At 69.0% G+C, this 18,995-nt stretch carries 19 protein-coding genes; 15 read left to right on the top strand and 4 right to left on the bottom strand.

Going from position 1 to position 18,995, the window contains the following annotated elements; translation table 11 throughout:
* Genes EV192_RS50420 through EV192_RS50410 form a run of 3 tightly spaced genes read left to right on the top strand, consistent with a single transcriptional unit; the run spans position 1 to position 2,350 of the window.
* Complete coding sequence (locus EV192_RS50420; protein WP_243727597.1) at positions 1–1,200, top strand: MCE family protein; 1,200 nt, start codon at positions 1–3, stop codon at positions 1,198–1,200.
* On the top strand, positions 1,197–1,691 hold the full coding sequence (locus EV192_RS50415; RefSeq protein WP_132125949.1) for a hypothetical protein: 495 nt from the start codon (positions 1,197–1,199) through the stop codon (positions 1,689–1,691). Before EV192_RS50420 ends, EV192_RS50415 begins: the two co-directional genes overlap by 4 nt.
* Positions 1,688–2,350: a hypothetical protein gene (locus EV192_RS50410; protein ID WP_132125948.1), complete on the top strand. Its 663-nt coding sequence runs from the start codon at positions 1,688–1,690 to the stop codon at positions 2,348–2,350. Before EV192_RS50415 ends, EV192_RS50410 begins: the two co-directional genes overlap by 4 nt.
* 58 nt (positions 2,351–2,408) lie before the next feature.
* Here EV192_RS50410 and EV192_RS50405 read toward each other — a convergent pair whose 3' ends face one another.
* Together EV192_RS50405 and EV192_RS50400 are read right to left on the bottom strand one after the other, a co-directional pair.
* On the bottom strand, positions 2,409–3,002 hold the full coding sequence (locus EV192_RS50405; RefSeq protein WP_132125947.1) for a hypothetical protein: 594 nt from the start codon (positions 3,000–3,002) through the stop codon (positions 2,409–2,411).
* Between the two features lie 246 nt (positions 3,003–3,248).
* Positions 3,249–3,527, bottom strand: a complete 279-nt coding sequence (locus EV192_RS50400; protein ID WP_207926925.1) for a hypothetical protein — start codon at positions 3,525–3,527, stop codon at positions 3,249–3,251.
* A gap of 43 nt (positions 3,528–3,570) precedes the next feature.
* Between EV192_RS50400 and EV192_RS50395 the strand changes: the two genes are divergently transcribed.
* Positions 3,571–4,761 (top strand): ROK family transcriptional regulator, encoded by a 1,191-nt coding sequence (locus EV192_RS50395; RefSeq protein ID WP_243727596.1) that lies wholly within the window; start codon positions 3,571–3,573, stop codon positions 4,759–4,761.
* Here EV192_RS50395 and EV192_RS50390 read toward each other — a convergent pair whose 3' ends face one another.
* Positions 4,762–5,247 (bottom strand): SRPBCC domain-containing protein, encoded by a 486-nt coding sequence (locus tag EV192_RS50390; protein WP_132125946.1) that lies wholly within the window; start codon positions 5,245–5,247, stop codon positions 4,762–4,764. It abuts the gene before it with no gap.
* A gap of 83 nt (positions 5,248–5,330) precedes the next feature.
* Positions 5,331–5,831 (bottom strand): YbaK/EbsC family protein, encoded by a 501-nt coding sequence (locus tag EV192_RS50385; RefSeq protein WP_207926923.1) that lies wholly within the window; start codon positions 5,829–5,831, stop codon positions 5,331–5,333.
* 183 nt (positions 5,832–6,014) lie between these two features.
* Between EV192_RS50385 and EV192_RS50380 the strand changes: the two genes are divergently transcribed.
* The 11 genes from EV192_RS50380 (at position 6,015) to EV192_RS50330 (ending at position 18,991) form a co-directional block, all read left to right on the top strand.
* Positions 6,015–7,250: an ROK family transcriptional regulator gene (locus EV192_RS50380; RefSeq protein WP_243727595.1), complete on the top strand. Its 1,236-nt coding sequence runs from the start codon at positions 6,015–6,017 to the stop codon at positions 7,248–7,250.
* 14 nt (positions 7,251–7,264) lie between these two features.
* Positions 7,265–8,752, top strand: a complete 1,488-nt coding sequence (locus EV192_RS50375) for a sugar ABC transporter ATP-binding protein (protein WP_165961022.1) — start codon at positions 7,265–7,267, stop codon at positions 8,750–8,752.
* Positions 8,749–9,762 (top strand): ABC transporter permease, encoded by a 1,014-nt coding sequence (locus EV192_RS50370; RefSeq protein WP_132125943.1) that lies wholly within the window; start codon positions 8,749–8,751, stop codon positions 9,760–9,762. Before EV192_RS50375 ends, EV192_RS50370 begins: the two co-directional genes overlap by 4 nt.
* A 20-nt stretch (positions 9,763–9,782) precedes the next feature.
* Complete coding sequence (locus EV192_RS50365; RefSeq protein WP_132125942.1) at positions 9,783–10,850, top strand: substrate-binding domain-containing protein; 1,068 nt, start codon at positions 9,783–9,785, stop codon at positions 10,848–10,850.
* Positions 10,851–10,899: 49 nt separating this feature from the next.
* Positions 10,900–12,057, top strand: a complete 1,158-nt coding sequence (locus EV192_RS50360; protein ID WP_132125941.1) for a Gfo/Idh/MocA family protein — start codon at positions 10,900–10,902, stop codon at positions 12,055–12,057.
* 207 nt (positions 12,058–12,264) lie between these two features.
* Positions 12,265–13,428 carry an inositol-3-phosphate synthase gene (locus tag EV192_RS50355; RefSeq protein WP_132125940.1) on the top strand — a complete coding sequence of 388 codons (1,164 nt, stop codon included), beginning with the start codon at positions 12,265–12,267 and terminating at the stop codon, positions 13,426–13,428.
* On the top strand, positions 13,425–14,264 hold the full coding sequence (locus tag EV192_RS50350; protein WP_132125939.1) for an SCO3242 family prenyltransferase: 840 nt from the start codon (positions 13,425–13,427) through the stop codon (positions 14,262–14,264). Before EV192_RS50355 ends, EV192_RS50350 begins: the two co-directional genes overlap by 4 nt.
* Positions 14,261–15,682 (top strand): EboA domain-containing protein, encoded by a 1,422-nt coding sequence (locus tag EV192_RS50345; RefSeq protein WP_132125938.1) that lies wholly within the window; start codon positions 14,261–14,263, stop codon positions 15,680–15,682. The genes EV192_RS50350 and EV192_RS50345 overlap by 4 nt, the downstream gene beginning before the upstream one ends.
* On the top strand, positions 15,682–16,545 hold the full coding sequence (locus EV192_RS50340) for a TatD family hydrolase (protein ID WP_132125937.1): 864 nt from the start codon (positions 15,682–15,684) through the stop codon (positions 16,543–16,545). The genes EV192_RS50345 and EV192_RS50340 overlap by 1 nt, the downstream gene beginning before the upstream one ends.
* Positions 16,542–17,606 carry a metabolite traffic protein EboE gene (eboE, locus tag EV192_RS50335; protein WP_132125936.1) on the top strand — a complete coding sequence of 355 codons (1,065 nt, stop codon included), beginning with the start codon at positions 16,542–16,544 and terminating at the stop codon, positions 17,604–17,606. The genes EV192_RS50340 and eboE overlap by 4 nt, the downstream gene beginning before the upstream one ends.
* Positions 17,603–18,991, top strand: a complete 1,389-nt coding sequence (locus EV192_RS50330; RefSeq protein WP_132125935.1) for an alkaline phosphatase family protein — start codon at positions 17,603–17,605, stop codon at positions 18,989–18,991. Before eboE ends, EV192_RS50330 begins: the two co-directional genes overlap by 4 nt.
* Positions 18,992–18,995 lie beyond the last annotated feature (4 nt).

Raw genomic sequence — 18,995 nt, 5'->3', positions numbered from 1 at the left:
ATGCTGAGCAGACGGATCAAGATCCAGGTCGTCATCTTCGTGGTGTTGGCCCTGGTCGGCGTGACGTACGTCGGTGCCAGCTACGCCGGGCTGGACCAGTTGGTGTTCGGCGGCCGGGGGATCGTGGTCAAGGCCCAGATGAGCGAGTCGGGCGGGCTGTTCACCAACTCCGAGGTGACCTACCGGGGCGTGCGGGTCGGCCGGGTCGGCCCGATGCGGCTGACCGACGACGGAATCGAGGTGGAGCTGCGGTTCGACCCGTCCGCGCCGCGGGTCCCGGCCGATCTGGACGCCGCGGTCACCAACCGGTCGGCGGTCGGTGAGCAGTACCTGGACCTGAAGCCGCGCCGGGACGGTGGCCCGTACCTGGCCGACGGCTCGGTCATCCCGAAGTCGGCCATCACCCTGCCGCTGCCGGTGCAGACCGTGTTGGCCAATTTGGACAGTCTGGTGGCGTCGGTGCCGCTGGACTCGTTGCGGACCGTCGTGTACGAGATGGACGACGCGTTCCGGGGCCGTGGCCAGGACCTGCAGACGTTGCTGGACAACCAGGCCGACTTCGTGAAGAGCGCCCGGGTCTACCTGCCGCAGACCCAGCAGCTGATCACCGACAGCGGGACCGTGCTGGGCACGCAGCTCAACGAGAGTTCCGCGATCACGTCGTTCAGCCAGGACGCGCACCTGCTGGCCGAGCAGCTGCGCAACTCCGACAAGGACCTGCGCAAGCTCATCGCGAACACGTCGCAGGCGTCCGACCAGATCAGCGCGCTGATCAACGAGTCCGGCACCGGCGTCGGCGTGATCCTCGCCAACCTGCTGACCCCGGCGCAGGTGTTCGCCACCCGCGGGTCGGCGTTCGAGCAACTGCTGGGCACGTACCCGGAGGCGGTGGCCCGGGGTTACCGGGTGATCGACAAGAACGGCTCGGTGAACGCCGTGATGACCGACAACTTCAACGACCCGCCGCCGTGCCGGAAGGGCTACGAGTCGACCCCGAACCGGACGGGCGGCGAGACTGGCCCCGCGCCGTTCAACACCAACGCCTACTGTGCGTTGCCGTACGGCAACGAGAGTTCCGTGCGCGGCGCGCAGAACGCGCCGAAGGGCGGCCCGGTGCCCAACCCGCCGGCGCCGTTGGCGCTGACGCAGGTCCCGACCGGTCCGGCGTCGCTGAACCAGGTTCTCGGAGGTGCCCGGTGATCCAGAAGGTGGTCGCGATCGTCCTGGTGGCCGCGGCGGCTGTGTTCGCGGTCTGGGCCGGCCTGCGGTGGTCGAACGCGGCGGGCGAGGCCGGCGCGTACGCCGACACCCGCCAGGAAGTCCTCGACGTGGGCCAGCAGGGCATCGCCAATCTGACCACATTGGACTACAAGCACGTGGACGAGGGCCTGGACAGGTGGCTGGCGTCGTCGACCGGCACCCTGCGCGACAGCCTCGCGCAGGGTCGTGACGACAGCCGGAAACAGTTGACGGACGGCAAGGCGTCCACGGTCGGCAAGGTCACGGACGCGGCCGTGACCGAACTGGACTCGAACACGGCGCAGGTGATCGCGGCCGTGGAGATCACGGTGACCCCGGAAGGCGGGCAGGCAGAGGTGCGGCGCAACAGGATCGAGGCAGGACTCACCCACACCGACTCCGGGTGGAAACTCAGTTCCATGCGGACGGTCCCGGTCGGTGACCAGTCATGACTCTCAAGCGTCCGCCTACCCGCCGTCCTCGCGTCGCCGGCCACCGCCGTCTCGCGGACGCCCAGGTCGTCGGCGAGAAGCCCGAGGTCGACGACGACGAGACCGTCGACGAGGTCTCGTCGGAGCCGGTCACTGTCGACCCGCCCGACGAGGATGACGTTCTGGCCGAGGAACCCAAGCCCCGGTCGGCGCTGCCGTTGGCCCTGGTCGCGGTCGCCGCCGTGCTGGCCGGGGTGGGTGTGTTCTTCCTGGTGAAGGCGGACAACGTGGACAAGGGCGGTGACACGCGGGCCTTGACCGAGGTGAACGGGCAGATCAAAGAGGACCTGCAGAAGGTGCTCTCGTTCAGCTACGACAAGCTCGACGAGACCACGAAGGCGGCGCGGGACGTGCTGGCCGGTTCCGCGGTCGACGAGTACGACAAGCTCGTTCGGACGGTCCGCGAGCAGGCGCCAGTGCAGAAGCTCGTGCTCGCGACCCGCGTGACGAGTGTCGGCGCCAAGTCCGTCGACGCCGACCACGCCGAACTTCTCGTGTTCCTCGACCAGGTCGCCACTCGCGTCGACACCGGCAAGAACAGTGGCAGCGCCGCCGCGCTCACGGTGCGGGCAGAACGCCAGAACGGACAGTGGAAGATCACCGAACTGATCCCGAGATAGCGAAATCCCCGCGAGTGTTTTTACACTGTAAAAAACACTCACGGGGATCTCACTGCCCCTATTCGAAGATGAACTTCAGGGTCAGGGTTATTTTGTTGTCCGGCCCCGGGATGAGGCCGTTCAGAATCGGGGTGGCGAGGTTGCAGTTCGAGAAGTTCGGAATGGTGAACGTGGCGAGCAGGTCGCCGCCCACGAGCGCGTTGAAATCGGGTGCCGATACCAGGTCGATCGTCGCCGGCACGCTCGTCTTGCAGTTGTTGCCGACCAGGAGCGGGATGAACCCGATCGCGTCGACGTTCGACAGCTGGATGTTGACCTTCGCGTGTGCCTCGATGGCGCCGTCGGTGATCTTGCCCGGGATCGGCCCGGCCTGCTGGAAGCTGACGGTCGCGCTGGTCGGGAAGATACCGAAGATGGTGAAGTGGCCGCGGACCGGCGGCAACGCCATGGTCGCGGTGAAAACACCGGTCGCGTCGATGTTGGCCGACAGCTTGCCCGGCCCAAGCGGGAGGCTGGCGTTGAGCTTCTTGATGGTGGACGTGCCCTTGGTGACGTCATAGTTGAAAATGGCGCCGTCGTCGGCAGACGCGGTGCCGGTACCGACGATGACACCGGCAAGGGTGACCGCACTGACTAGTATGGCTCTCAGCATTCTATTCTCCTTGGGAAACGCACTCCTTGCCTCCGAACTCTTACCTACTCGCGAGTACACTACCGCTGGGAGGTAGGGTGAACAAGGGCCGTTCGGCGCTGAGAAAAATTGTCATTCAGGTGACTGTCGGCCCATGGGGAATTGGTGTTCGAATGCCGGTGGACTAACTCGGCGCCGGGTCGTCGCGCAGTCGGCTGTACAGGTACCCGTCGCGCCACCGACCGGCCCGGAACTCGGCCGCCCGGATCACGCCCTCCCGCTGGAATCCGGCCTTGACCAGGGACTTCTGTTCGGCGATGTGCTCCGGGCGACTCCGCCGTGAAGCCGTTTCGCCCACCCGACGTGCCCGGTGGCCGTGTCGTCGACGCCGACGATCAGCCGCCCGCCGTCCGGCCCGAGGTAGCCGTCCCGCGCGAACCGGCGCGCCGGCTCCTGGAACCCACCCCAGTCCAGGCCGGGCTCGACCGCGAACCGCCGGAACAGCACCAGGTCGCCCTCGGTCACCGGGCGCGGTCGAACTTCCACTCTCGCTCCTCGTCCTGGTGTGGTTGTGAGGTTCAATGTATTGGTGACCGTGCAAGCGATTCCCCGGGTGGAGACCAGGCAGCAGTCCCAGCTGCTCGCCCTCCTGCGTGACGAAGGTCCGCTGGCCAAAGTCGAACTGGGGGAACGCCTCGAACTGCCGCGGGCCCGGCTCGCGACCGAGCTGGACCGGCTGTTCGAGTGGCGGCTGGTCGAGTCCGGCGGCCCGGCCGCCAGCCGTGGCGGCCGCCGCTCCACGCTCGTGAAACTCGGCGACGACCTGCGGTTTCTCGCCGCGGACATCGGGGCGACGTCGATCGGTGTGGCGGTCACGGACGCCCGGTGCGAGGTGATGTCGCACGTCGTGGAGGACTACGACATCCGCAAAGGACCGGTGCTCGTCCTGGAACGGCTGACCCAGCTGGCCGCGAAGGTCCGCAGCGAGGTCACCGGGCGGCTGGTCGGCGCCGGCGTGGGCCTGCCGGGTCCGGTGAGCTTCCGCGACGGCATGCCGGTGGCGCCGCCGATCATGCCCGGCTGGGACCGGTTCCCGGTCCGTGACCGGCTCGCCAGCCAATGGGGCTGCGCGGTCACGGTCGACAACGACGTGAACGTGATGGCGTTGGGGGAGCGGCACGCCGGCGTGGCGCGGTCGTTGGACGACCTGATCTTCGTGAAGGTCGGGACCGGCATCGGCTGCGGCATCGTCCTCGCCGGCCGCGTCTACCGGGGAGTCGCGGGAACGGCCGGCGACATCGGGCACATCAAGCTGGACGACTACGGCCCGGCCTGCGCGTGCGGCGAGGTCGGCTGCCTGGAGGCGTACTTCGGCGGCGCCGCCCTGGCTCGCGACGCGCTCACCCTGGCCCGCAGCGGACGGTCCACCTATCTCGCGGACTTGTTGGCACAGAAGGGAGAACTGTCCGCGATGGACGTGGCCGCGGCGGCCTCGGCCGGCGACTTCGCGGCGGCGAACCTGGTCCGCGAAGGCGGCCGGCGACTGGGCCACGTGGTCGCCTCACTGGTCAGCTTCCTGAACCCCGGCATGGTCGTGATCGGCGGCGGGGTCTCCCGGCTGGGCCACCAACTGCTCGCCGAGGTGCGCAGCGCCGTCTACCGCCGAAGCCTGCCCCTGGCCACCGGCAACCTGCCGATCGTGCTGTCCGAACTCGGCGAGATGGCCGGCGTGATCGGCGCCGCCTGGTCAGCCACCGACCAGGCCTTCGCCGCCGCCTGACTACTTGTCCCGCAGTTCCGCGGGGAACACGTCCGGGACGACGTTCAGGACAAGGTCGTGCTCCAGCAACGCCTTGAGCGCGCAGATCATGTACGTGTACCCACCGGTGGAGTCGGCGACGGCCCGGACGAGTTCGTCGCCCGTGCCGGTGAACCCGGTCTCGGTGATCTGGAAGTACGTGGTGGTGCCGTCGTGCAGGGGGATGAACCGGAACTCCACGGTCGTCGGGTTGTCCGGGGCATAGTTGCCCCAGGTGAACCTGACCAGGCTGTCCTTCTCCACGTCCAGCACGGTGACCTGGGCGGACGCGCCGTAGACCTCCCACTCCCAGACCAGTTTGGCTCCCGGCGTCATCTCGCCGCTGCTCTTGGAGTACCAGACCTTGGTGGTGAACTCCGGATCGACCATGGCCCGGAACACCTCGGCCGGCGGCCGGCGGATCAGCAGTCCCATCTTGACCGACGGGACCTCAGTGAGTTCGAGCATGTCTCGTCTCCTCTCGATATGCACCCTTTTAGCTGCCTTTTGGGTCACGATAGGCAGCCCGTCGGCTGCGTGTCAAATGGCGTTCAGGCAGGGGTGGGGTTGTCGGCGAGCGCGATGATCGGTGCCACGCGGGGGGACGCCACGCGGATGTAGTCCTTGGTGACCAGGGCCATCGAGCGGTCGAGACGGGCCGCGTTGAAGAACAGTTCGGGGAACTCCAGGAGGGTGGGGTCGGCGATCAGTTCGAGGTCCGGGTGGTAGGCGAACGGCAGGACGGTGCCCACCACGGTGCCGGCCAGCTCCTCGGCCTTCTCGCTGGACGCGAAGGCTGTGTACGTGCCGCCGAGGAGGGTCTTGATGGCCGTCAGGTCCAGGCGGGCGTCGCCGGGGATCACCGCGAGCACGTACCTGGTCGTCTTCTTGCCGATCTTGACCATCACCACCAGGCACTTGGCCGCGTGCGCCACGGTGTTCCCGCGTAAGGCGCTGACCAGGTCGGTTCGGCCTTCGGGGGCGTGGTCGATCAGGCGGTAGGTCGCGCCGGCGGTGTCGAGGTCGGTGATCAGTCGGTTGTAGGCATCCACTTGTCCAGGATGCCAGCCGTGACTTACCGTCGATCAGAACGTACTTTTGCGGATACAGAGCGAAAGAGGTTCGGATTTTTTGGTACTTTTGGCGGATTGCGTCATAAGTACCGCCGAATCCAAGGTTATCTGTGAGCTAGGGCACCTTAGTTCGGCTAGTTTCCCAACGAAGTGGAGCAGGGAGTGCCGGAGCAGCCGACCGATCGCGCCGCGCTGCGCAGGGCCAACCTCGCCTGGGTCATCGGGGTCCTGCGGGAGCAGGGCGGGCTGTCCCGTGCCCAGCTCGCGGTGCTGTCCGGGCTGAGCAAGGCGACGGTGTCCACCCTGGTCACCGAGTTGACCGCGCGACGGCTGGTCAGGGCGGGCGGGATCGCTGCGGGCGGGCAGGGGCGGCCAGGGCAGATCGTCGAACTGGATCCCGACGGGGTGCGGGGGATCGGCGTCGAGGTCGGGATCGACCACATCGCGGTCACCAGCGTGGACACCGCCGGGCAGGTGGTGTCCGACCGGCGGGTCGCCTTCGACGTGCTGTCCGCCGGGGTGGACCAGACCGTGTACCAGCTCGCCGAGGTCACCCACCGCGAGCTGGAACTGGTCGACGACGCGTACCCGGCGGGCATCACCGTGTCGGTGCCCGGGCTGGTGGACACCGCGCGGGGCGTGGTGCGGCTCGCGCCCAGGCTGCGGTGGCGTGAGGTGCCGCTCGCCGACAGCCTGGCCGGGCAGCTCGGGTTCCCGCTGGAGCGGCTGCTGGTCGACAACGACGCCAACCTGAGCGCCATGGCCGAGTACCAGATCGGCGGCATGCGGGGCACGACCGACCTGGTGTACGTCACCGGCGACTTCGGCATCGGCGCCGGTGTCATCGCCGGTGGGCGGCTGGTGCGCGGGGCGATCGGGTACGCCGGCGAGGTCGGCCACATGTCGATGGACCCGATGGGCCCACAGTGTTCCTGCGGCCGGCGCGGCTGCTGGGAGACCCAGGTGGGGTTGGGCGCGCTGTTCCACGCCCTGGCCGCGCCGGGTGACCTCGTGTCGGACCCGAACCGGCCGATCGAGGAGCGGATGGCCATGATCCGGGCCCGCGCCGAACGAGGCGACCAGCGGACTTTGGGCGCGCTGCACCAGATCGGCTCGGCGCTCGGCGTCGGTGTGTCCATTGTGGTCAACGTGCTCAGCCCGGCCGTGGTGGTGCTCGGCGGGTACTTCGCCGCCCTGCCGGACTGGCTGATCGAACCCGCCCGGATCGAGGTGGCCGCCCGCGCGGTGGTCGCCGAGGCCGCGACCGTCCGGGTCGTCGGCTCCGACCTGGGCTTCGCGGCCGCCCGGACCGGCGGCGCGCTGGCCGCGCTGAACCGCGTCTACGAGGACCCCACTGAAGCTCCTGAACGAACCGAGATGACGGAGGCGCCGGCTTGACCGACCTACTGACGATGACCGGGATCGTCAAGACGTTCCCGGGCGTGCGCGCGCTCGACGGGGTGGACCTCGCGGTGCGGGCCGGCGAGGTGCACTGCCTGCTCGGGCAGAACGGCGCGGGAAAGTCCACGCTGATCAAGGTGCTCGCCGGCGCCCACCAGCCGGACCAGGGCAAGATCGTCTGGCAGGGCCGGCCGGCCACGCTCAGCTCGCCGGTGGCCGCGCTGCGGATGGGCGTCGCCACCATGTACCAGGAACTCGACCTGATCCCCGGGCTGTCCGTGGCCGACAACGTCTTCCTCGGCCACGAGCGCGCCAGGTTCGGGTTCACCCGCGACCGCAGGGCCCGCCAGCAGGCCCAGGCGCTGCTGACCCGGCTCGGCCACGGCGAGATCCCGGCCGACCGGGAGGTCGGCCGGCTGTCCGCGGCCGGCCAGCAGCTGGTGTCCATGGCCAGGGCGCTCGCGCACGACGCCCGGCTGATCGTGATGGACGAGCCGACCGCGGCACTCGCGGCCGACGAGGTGGACAACCTGTTCCGCGTCATCGAGGAGCTGACCGCGGACGGCGTCGCCGTCGTCTACATCTCCCACCGGCTGGAGGAGATCCGGCGGATCGGCCACCGCGTCACCGTCCTCAAGGACGGCCGGACGGTCGCCACCGGACTCGACGCCCGGACCACGCCAACAGGCGACCTGGTCGCGCTGATGTCCGGCAAACGGGTCGAGACCGTCTACCCGGTCCGTGAAGAGTCCACTGTGGATGCTTCCAAAGCGGTGCTGCGGGTGGCGAAGCTCGGCCGCCGCGACGAGTTCGCGGACGTCAACTTCACCGTGCACGCCGGCGAGATCCTGGGCATCGCCGGCCTGGTCGGCGCCGGCCGCAGCGAGATCCTGGAGACGATCTTCGGCGCCCGCAAGGCCGACGAGGGCAAGGTCTACGTCAACGGCAAGCCGCTCCGGCCCGGCAACGTGAAGGCCGCGGTCGAAGCCGGCGTCGGCCTCGCCCCCGAGGAACGCAAAAGCCAGGCGCTGCTGATGGACATGACCGTCGCGGAGAACGTCACCCTGGCCAGTCTCGGCCGGTACGCCAGCTTCGGCTTCACCGAACGCGGCCGGGAACTCAGCGACTCCCGCGCCAAACTCGAAGACCTGGACCTGCGGCCGGCCGACCCGCGCCGGGGCATCCGCACGCTGTCCGGCGGCAACCAGCAGAAAGCCGTGGTGGCGCGGTGGCTGGTGCACGGCTGCCGCGTGCTGCTGCTGGACGAACCGACCCGCGGGGTGGACGTGGGCGCGCGGGCCGAGCTGTACCGGCTGATCCGGGAACTGGCCGCGGACGGCGTGGCGCTGGTGCTGGTCTCCAGCGAGATGCCCGAGGTGCTCGGTCTGGCCGACCGGGTGCTGGTGCTGCGGGACGGACGGGTGATCCACGAGGCCCCCGCCGAGCAGCTCACCGAGGCCGACGTGTTGGACATGGTGATGGAGGGAAGTGCGGCGTGACCCAGCTCGACCCTGCTGCCAAGCAGGAAACCGAAGTACCGAAGGCGCCGCCGGCGCGGGCGCGGCGCGGCTTCCCGGTCGACCTCCGCCTGGCGGGCCTGTTCGGCGTGCTGGCGCTCATCATCGTGATCGGCTACATCACCAGCCCGAACAACTTCCTGACCGAGAGCAACATCGACACGGTGCTGCGGCTGGCGGCGCCGTCCGGGGTGGTCGCGGTCGGCATGACGTTCGTGATCATCAGCGGCGGCATCGACCTGTCGGTCGGGTCGGTGATCGGCCTGGCCAGCGTGTGGCTGACCACCCTGGCGACCCAGTCCTACGGCCCGTTCGTCATGGTCGTCTGTGGACTCGGCGTCGGCCTCGCCGCCGGCCTGGTCAACGGGATCCTGGTCGCGTACGGCCGGATGGTGCCGTTCATCGCCACGCTGGCCATGTACATCGCGGCGAGCGGCCTGGCCGAGCGGATCAGCAAGCGGCAGACCCAGGTGGTCCGCGACCAGGACTTCCTCGCGTTCTTCCAGGGCAGCTTCCTCGGCATCGCCACGCTGATCTGGATCTTCGTGCTGGTGGTCGTGATCGGGTGGGTCGTGCTCAACCGGACCACGTTCGGCCGCCGCACGTTCGCGGTCGGCGGCAACGCCGAAGCCACCCGGCTGGCGGGCATCAACGTCAAACGCCACACCGCACTCGTGTACGGCACCGCGGGCCTGTGCGCCGGCCTCGCCGCGGTCATGCTGGCCGCGCGGACCACCGCGGGCGCGTCCACCCACGGCCAGTTCTACGAACTGGACGCGATCGCGGCCGTGGTGATCGGCGGCACGCTGCTCACCGGCGGCCGCGGCACGATGATCGGCACGGTCATCGGCGTGCTGATCTTCACGCTGCTCAACAACATCTTCATCCTCAACAACCTGGAGACCGACATCCAGAAGATCGCCAAGGGCGTGATCATCGTCATCGCCGTCCTGCTGCAGTTCCGCGCCAACCGGGCACGTTCCACCACTTAGAAACCCCCAGGAGATCAAAGATGACCGACCTGCCGAACCTCGCCCGTCGTGGTTTCCTGCTCGGCGGCGCCGCTGCGGGCGCGGGCGTGTTACTCAGCGCGTGCACGTCCAACGAACAACCGCAGGCGCAGACCAACAACAACAACAACGTCGCCAGCGCCCAGGGCGACAACGCCAAGCCCGGCAAGATGGTGACGATCGGGTTCTCCGCGCCCGCCGCCGACCACGGCTGGATCGCCGCGATCACCAAGAACGCCAAGGCACAGGCGGACAAGCTCAAGGCCGACGTCACGTTCAAGCCCACCGAGGGCACCAACGACGTGAGCCAGCAGATCGCCCAGGTGGAGACGCTGATCAACGGCAAGGTCGACGTCCTGGTGATCCTTCCGTTCGACGGCAAGGCACTCACCTCGGTCGGCCAGAAGGCGATGGACGCCGGCATCCCGGTGGTGAACCTGGACCGGGTCTTCGAGACCGCGCTGGCGTACCGGACGTGGATCGGCGGCGACAACTACCGGATGGGCGTCAACGCCGGCAGCTACATCGCCTCGGAGATGAAGAAGAAGAACATCGCCAGCCCGGTGATCGGCGAGGTCGCCGGGATCGACTCGCTGCCGCTGACCCAGGACCGCAGCCGCGGCTTCAAGGACGCGTTGGCCAAGGCCGGGTTCAAGGTCGGGCCGCGGGTGTCGGCCGAGTTCACCGTGGAGAGCGGCGAGAAGCAGACCGCGAACCTGTTGCAGGCGGCCAACAAGCTCGACGCGTTGTGGAACCACGACGACGACCAGGGGATCGGCGTGCTGGCCGCGATCAAGTCGGCCAACCGCAGCGAGTTCATCATGGTCGGCGGCGCCGGCTCGAAGAACATGATGGACCTGATCAAAGCCGACAGCAGCGTGATCAAGGCGACCGTGCTCTACAGCCCGTCCATGTCGTCGTCGGCGATCGCGCTGGCCCGGCTGCTCGGCCAGGCCAAGGGCGTCGGCGACCTCGCCGAGCACGAGATCCCCGCGTCCGTCACCACGTACTCCGCCGTGGTCACCAAGGAGAACGTCGCCAGCTACGCGGACGTCGGCTTCGACTCGTAGGCGCCGCCGGGGGTGAGGACAGCAGTTGTTGACCAATGAAAGGTGATCGATGAGCAACGCAGGCGACGGGACGATCGGCGTCGGCATGGTGGGCCACGCCTTCATGGGGCGGGTCCACACGCACGCGTGGCGCACAGTGCACCATTTCTTCGACGTGCCGCTGACGCCGCGGCTGGCCGTGCTCGGCGGCCGGGACCTCGGTCGGACCAAGGCCGCCGCGGCCAAGCTGGGGTGGGACGCGGTGGAGACGGACTGGCGTGCGCTCATCGCCAGGGACGACGTGCAGATCGTGGACATCTGCACACCGGGGGACTCGCACAAGGAGATCGCGTTGGCCGCGTTGGCGGCGGGCAAACACGTGCTGTGCGAGAAGCCGCTCGCGAACACGGTCGCCGAGGCGGAGGAGATGGCGGCGGCGGCGGAAAGCGCGTCCGCCAACGGCCAACGCTCGATGGTCGCGTTCAACTACCGGCGGGTGCCCGCGCTGGTCCTCGCACGGCAACTGGTCGCGGAGGGCAGGCTCGGCAAGATCCGGCACGTTCGCGCGCAGTACCTGCAGGACTGGCTGTCGGACGCGAACGCGCCGATGACATGGCGGCTGCGCAAAGAGTCGGCCGGGTCCGGCGCGCTGGGCGACATCGGCGCGCACATCGTCGACGCCACCCAGTTCCTGCTCGGCGAGTTGCTGACCGGGGTGTCCGCGGTGACCGACACGTTCGTCCACAAGCGACCGATCGAGGGTGACCCGGACGGCCGGCTCGACGACGTGACCGTGGACGACGCCGCGCTGTTCCTCGGCCGGTTCCCCTCCGGCGCGCTCGCGGTCTACGAGGCCACGCGGTTCGCGTTGGGGCGTAAGAACTCCATGCGGGTTGAGGTGAACGGCGAGCTGGGCAGCCTGGCGTTCGACTTCGAGTCCATGAACGAGCTGTCGTTCTACGACGGGACCGACGAGGAGCAGACCGCCGGGTTCCGCCGGATCCTGGTCACCGAGCCGACCCATCCGTACGTGGGCGCCTGGTGGCCGCCGGGGCACCTGATCGGCTACGAGCACACCTTCACGCACGAGGTGTACGACTTCCTGACCGACATCCACAACGGCACCGACCCGGTGCCCGGCTTCACCGACGGCCTGCGGGTGCAGAAGGTGCTGGCGGCGGTGGCGGCCAGCGCGGGTGATCACTCCGCGTGGGTGTCCGTCACGTGAGTTCACACTTGTGAATTTCCGTCGGAGAGGACAAGAAGGTGGTCAAGCTGTTGCGGAAGCTCGTTCGGGTCACGAATGATCCACATCGGGTCGTTGTCCGGTTCGCCCAGGTCAGGGGTGTGCCGGTAGCCGGCCCGAAGAGCTGAGCCACGGGTGGGCGCCGAAGGACGCGGCGGCGCCCGCCCGTTTCGCGGGATTGGGGAAGAGATGCGGCAACAAACCGGATTGTGGCTCATGGGAGCCCGCGGTTCGGTCGCCACCACGGCGATCACCGGACTGCTCGCGCTGCGCGCCGGGCTGGTGCGCCCGGTCGGATGCGTGACCGAACGGCTCGACATCGATCACTCCGTGCTGCCGGCATGGGACGACATCGCGGTGGGCGGGCACGACATCGTGTCCACCCCGCTGGACAAACGGGCCGAGCATCTCGCCGCGGCCGGCCTCATCCCGCATTCGGTGGTCAGCGCGGTCGCCGACGGGCTGCGTGCGGTGGACGCCGAACTGCGCTGCGGCTATCACCCAGTCACCCACACCGGCCCGCAGGCCGCCGCCGTGGCGCGGCTGACCAGGGACATCGAGGACTTCCGGACCCGAAACGACCTGGCCAGGGTGGTCGTGGTGAACGTCACGTCGACCGAGCCGCCGGTGCCGGCCCTGCCCGAACACGACGACCTGGACCTGCTGGCGGCAGCCCTGGAGGATCCACAAAGGACAGTCCTGCCGGCCAGTTCGGTCGGGGCGCTGGCCGCCCTGACAGCGGGGGCGTCGTACGTCGACTTCACGCCGTCGCCCGGCATCAAGATCCCCGCGCTGGCCGAACTCGCCCACCGCAACCGCTTACCCTACGCGGGCGCCGACGGCAAGACCGGCGAGACGCTCGTCCGCACCGTCCTGGCGCCGATGTTCACCGCGCGTGCCCTGAACGTCCGGTCCTGGGCCGGCACCAACCTGCTCGGCGGCGGGGACGGCGCCAACCTCGCCGACCCGGCACAGGCCAGGGGCAAGCTGGAATCCAAGGCACGCGGCCTCGCCCGGCTGCTCGGCGACGACGTGACCGCCCCGCTGCACATCGACAACGTGGCCACTCTCGGCGAACGGAAGATCGCCTGGGACCACGTGTCGTTCGAAGGCTTCCTCGGCGCCCAGATGAGCCTGCAGTTCACCTGGGACGGCTACGACTCGGCACTGGCCGCACCCCTGGTGCTCGACCTGGCCCGACTGGTGTCCGCGGCGCACGCCGACGGCCAGACCGGTCCGTTGGCGGCCCTGGCGTTCTTCTTCAAGGACCCGCTCGGCACCGACGAACACCGGTTCGCCGAGCAGACCCGGATGCTCGCCGACTGGGCGGCCCGCCTGGGGGCCACCGAATGAAGGCACTGGTGGAACTCGTCCGCGCGCCAGCCGCGTTGACCGTTCTCGGTGACACCGTTGCCGGGGCCGCCGCGGCCGGAAACCCGTTACGCGGCCGACGGCTGGCCCTACCACTGGCGTCAGTGTCCTTGTACTGGGCCGGGATGGCGCTCAACGACTGGGCCGACCGGCGGGTGGACAGCGTGGAACGGCCCGAACGACCCATCCCGTCCGGCCGGATAAGTCCTTCGCAAGCACTTGCCGTGGCCGGTACATTGACGGTCGCGGGGCTCGGTCTCGCCGCGTACGGTGATGCTCTACGTGTTGCTCTCCCTCTGGCTGGTGCGGTGTGGGCGTACGACTTGGCCTTGAAGTCCACTGTGGCCGGCCCGGCGGCGATGGCACTGTGTCGTGGTCTCGATGTGATGCTCGGTGCGAGCGGTGCGCGCACAGCGGTCCCATCAGCGCTGGTGATGGCCGGGCACACGTTCGGACTCACCGTCTTGTCCCGTGGCGAGGTACATGGCGCGACGAACGCGACCGCGAAGGCGGCGCTCGCCGGAACGGCCGTTGCGACGTTTGCGGCGGTCACGGGCAGAGCCAGGTCGTGGCGGCATCGTCTTGGCGCGCTGGCCTTCGGCGCTATGTACGCCGCGAATGTCGGTGCGGCGCAACTAGCCGCGAGCCGTGACCCGTCCGCGCCGGTCGTCCGCAAGGCGACCATGGCCGGCATCCACGGGATGGTCCCGTTACAGGCCGCGCTCGCGGCCAGGCGCGGGTCCCTGCTCGGCGCCGGCCTGATCGCGGGTGCCGCCCCGGCCGTGAAACGCCTGGCCAGGCTGGTGAGCCCGACATGACGTTCCACCTGGGCTACGGCACGAACGGCTTCGCCAACCACCGTCTCACCGACGCACTGAGCGTGCTCGCCGACCTGGGATACACCGCGGTGGCGCTCACTCTCGATCACCACCACCTGGATCCGTTCGCCGATGATCTGTCCACACAGGTCGACCACGTCCGCCGCCAACTGGCCCGGCTGGGGTTACGGTGCGTGGTCGAAACCGGGGCCCGGTACCTGCTTGACCCGTACCGTAAGCATTTTCCGACCCTGGTGTCCGAGGACGTCGACGTCCGGGTCGACTTCCTGCGGCGGGCCGTGCGGGTCGCGGCCGATCTCGGCGCGGACTGCGTGTCGTTCTGGTCCGGCATCACACCGTCCGATGTGGACTCGGCAACGGCTCGGCAGCGGATGCTCGCCGGTGTCGGCGAGGTGCTCGCGGAGGCCGACCGGCGTGGTGTGATGCTCGGCCTCGAACCGGAGCCGGGCATGTACGTCCAGCATCTGGCCCAGGCTCTCGACCTGCGCGCCGACCTGGGCGACCCGGACCGGCTCGGCATCACGCTCGACGTCGGGCACTGCGTCGCGGTGGAGCCGGTGGACGCCGCCGAGTGCGTCCGCCGGGCCGCTGGCCTGCTGGTGAACGTCCAGCTGGACGACATGCGGCCCGGGGTGCACGAACACCTGGAGTTCGGCGCGGGGGACCTGGACCTCGAAGCGACCCTGGCGGCGTTGGCCGAGGTCGGCTACACCGGCGTCGCCGCGGTCGAACTGCCCCGGCACAGCCATGCCGCACCCGATGTGGCGCGCCGGGCCCTGGCGGCATTGCGGGCGGCGATGCCCCTGCAGGTCGACCACCCCTGGCTGGTCGACGCCGAACGCAAGGTCCGGGCCGACCCGAAGGCGGTCGAAACGCTGTTCCCGGCAGTGGGCCGCAACGTCGGCCGCGACCCGTTGCGGCCGGAGGCCGATCCGAAAGGCCTGGTCCACGGCACAGTGGACGACCTGGCTCGGGCCAGGTTGCTGGCCGTGCTGGCCGAGGTCCTGCCACCGGACGCGTTCCCGGACGCGGTGGCCGATCTGTACCGATACGGCGACGACGCCGAGCGCAGAGGTGTCCTGCGTGGACTGTCCGTGCTGCCGGACAAGGCGACCACGGCCGGTGTGGGCATCATCGAGGACGCGTTGCGGACCAACGACATCCGGTTGGTCGCCGCCGCGCTGGGACCGTTCGCGGCCAGGCATCTCGATCAGCATGCCTGGCGGCACGGCGTGCTGAAGTGCCTGTTCGTCGGGGTGCCGTTGGGGGCGGTGGCGGACCTGGACCGCCGCACGGACGCGGAGTTGCTGCGGATGGTGAGCGACTACGCCGACGAACGCCGAGCCGCGGGGCGTGACGTCCCCGCGGACGCTCTACGAATGCTGGAGACCGGCTGATGCGTATCTTCGACCCCCACATCCACATGACCTCCCGGACCACCGACGACTACGAGACGATGTTCGAGGTCGGCGTCCGCGCCCTGGTCGAGCCCGCCTTCTGGCTCGGCCAGCCACGCACGACCGTCGGCTCGTTCACCGACTACTTCGACGCGCTGATCGGCTGGGAACGGTTCCGCGCGGCCCAGTTCGGCATCCGCCACCACTGCACGATCGCGCTGAACCCCAAGGAAGCCAACGATCCCCGATGCGCGGTCGTGTTGGACGTGCTGCCGCGGTACCTCGCCAAGGACGGTGTGGTCGCGGTCGGTGAGGTCGGCTACGACTCGATGACCCCGGCCGAGGACGACGCGTTCGCCCGGCAGATGGAGCTGGCCATCGAGCACGACCTGCCCGTGCTGGTGCACACCCCGCACCGGGACAAGCTCGCCGGCACCCACCGGACCCTCGCCGTGGTGGAGGAGTCGGGTATCGCGCCGGAACGGGTCGTGGTGGACCACCTCAACGAGATGACGGTCGAACTGGTCAAGGAGTCCGGCTGCTGGATGGGGTTCTCGATCTACCCGGACACCAAGATGGACGAGCTGCGGATGGTCACCATCCTCCAGGAGTACGGCACCGACCAGGTCCTGGTGAACTCCGCCGCGGACTGGGGCCGGTCGGACCCGTTGAAGACGTACCGGACCGGCCAGCAGATGCTCGAGGCCGGCTTCACCGAGGACGAGGTGGACAAGGTCCTCTGGCGCAACCCGGTCGACTTCTACGGCCAGAGCGGCCGGCTGGCACTCGACGAGCTGCCCGGGTTCGCGTCCTCAGCCGACACGTTCGCCGGGAACTCCGTGCTGCGGGGCGGCCGGCAGTGAACCGGTTGTGCTACTGCACGAACGTTCACCCGGCCGAGGACCTGCCGGGCATCCTGGACCAGCTCGACAGCTACGCGGTCGGCGTCCGGGAGGCCCTCGGCGTGGACCGGCTCGGTCTCGGGCTGTGGCTCGCGGCCGAAGCCGCCGCCGGTCTCGCCGCGGACAGCTCCGCACGGACGAAGTTACGGTCCGAACTGGACGCTCGTGGCCTGGATGTGCTGACACTGAACGCGTTTCCGTACGGCGGATTTCACGCGGAGGTGGTGAAGCTCGCCGTGTACGAACCACGCTGGACCGACCGACGGCGACTCAAGTACACAATGGACTGTGCGACTGTGCTCACGGACCTGCTGCCCGACGACGCGCCGTACGGGAGCATCTCCACGCTCCCGCTCGGCTGGCGTTCCCCGTGGACCGACGCTGACGACACGGCGTGCCTGGACAGCCTGGCCGAGCTGACCCGGTCGTTGCGGGGAACGCCGATCCGGCTGGCGGTCGAGCCCGAACCCGGCTGTGTCCTGGACACCGTGGCCGACGCGGTCGCCTGGCTGGCGGCCCGCGTCGACCCCGAGTACGTCGGGATCTGCCTGGACACGTGCCACCTGGCGGTGTCCTTCGCCGATCCCGTTGGCACGGTCGAGGCGATCCGCGACGCCGGTCTGCAGGTCTTCAAGGTCCAGGCGTCCTCCGCGTTGCATGTGGACGACCCCGCGACGGCCCGTGATGCCCTCGCCGAGTTCGCCGAGCCGCGATATCTGCACCAGGTCCGGGAACTCAGGCCGGACGGGTCCGTGCTCAAGGCCGACGACCTGCCTGAGGCACTGGACCGGCTGCCCGGGGAGGGGCCGTGGCGGGTGCACTTCCATGTACCCCTGCACGCCGCCCCGGACAAGCCGCTGGAGTCGACGAACCACGTGATCACCGAAGTCCTGCGCGCGGTCGAGCCGGACCGGACTGTCGAAGTCGAGACCTACACCTGGAACGTCCTTCCCCACCGACAGCAGAACCTGGTCGACGGGATCGCGGCCGAGATGGCCTGGGCAGCTGGGGAGATTCAATGAAACCGTTGGTATTGTTGGACATTGTCGGGATGACACCGCGCCTGCTCGCGCACATGCCGAACGTGGCCAAGATCGGCTGGCAGGCCGAGTTGGGAACTGTGCTGCCCGCGGTCACGTGCAGCGCGCAGTCCACGTTCCTCACTGGGCAGATGCCCTCGCAGCACGGAATCGTCGGCAACGGTTGGTACTTCCGTGATGTCGGCGAGATTCACCTGTGGCGGCAGCACAACAAGCTCGTCCTCGGCGACAAGCTCTGGGAGTCCGCCCGCGCGCGGCACCCGGGCTACAAGGCCGCGAACGTGTGCTGGTGGTACGCGATGGGCGCGACCACGGACCTGACCGTCACCCCGCGCCCTATCTACTACGCCGATGGCCGTAAGGCCCCGGACTGCTACACCCGTCCGGTCCGGCTGCACGACGAGCTGACCGAGGCGCTCGGCGACTTCCCGTTGTTCCAGTACTGGGGCCCGACCGCGTCGATCGCCTCGTCGAAGTGGATCGTCGGCGCGTCCCGCAAGATCCTCGCCGAGCACCGGCCCGACCTGCTGATGGTCTATATCCCGCACCTGGACTACGACCTGCAACGGTTCGGCCCGTCCGCGCCGGAAGCGGCCGCGGCCGCCCGAGCGATCGACGCGGAGATCGCGCCGCTGCTCAAGGACGCCGAGGCGGCGGGCGCGACAGTGGTGGCGTTGAGCGAGTACGGCATCACCGAGGCCCGTCGAGCGGTCGACATCAACCGCGCCCTGCGGGCCGACGGCCTGCTCGAAGTGTACACACAGGACGGTATGGAGTACCTGGATCCGTGGGCGTCCAGGGCGTTCGCCGTCGCGGACCATCAGGTCGCGCACATCTACGTGGCGGACAGCGACGACCTGCCGCGAGCGAAGGACATCGTCAGCGGGCTGTCCGGTGTGGACATGGTGCTCGACCGGATGGACCAGGCGCGTTACCAGCTCGACCACCCACGCGCCGGCGAGTTGGTCGCGGTGGCCGAGCCGGATGCCTGGTTCACGTACTACTACTGGCTCAACGACGAGCGGGCGCCGGACTTCGCCAGGGGAGTGGAGATCCACCGCAAGCCCGGCTACGACCCGGCCGAGTTGTTCTTCAACCCGAAGGACCCGCTGGTGAAGGCCAAGGCGGGGCTGAACCTGGTGAAGAAGATGGCCGGCCTTCGGTACACCATGAACGTCGTCCCGCTCGACCCGAGCCCGGTCCGCGGCTCGCACGGCCGGCTGCCGGACTCGGCGCAGGACGGTCCGGTGCTGCTGTGCTCCGACTCGCGCGAACCGGGCAAGGACAAGCTCGCTGCCACCGACGTGCACGATCTCCTGCTTGGCCTGCAAGGCATTTCTCCGCTGGTGCGGACAGTGAAAGGATAGAGTG

The organism is Actinocrispum wychmicini, from assembly GCF_004345645.1.
Classification (GTDB): Bacteria; Actinomycetota; Actinomycetes; order Mycobacteriales; family Pseudonocardiaceae; genus Kibdelosporangium; species Kibdelosporangium wychmicini.
Note: the sequence above shows the minus strand (reverse complement) of the source record. Positions and strands in the feature narration are given on the sequence as shown.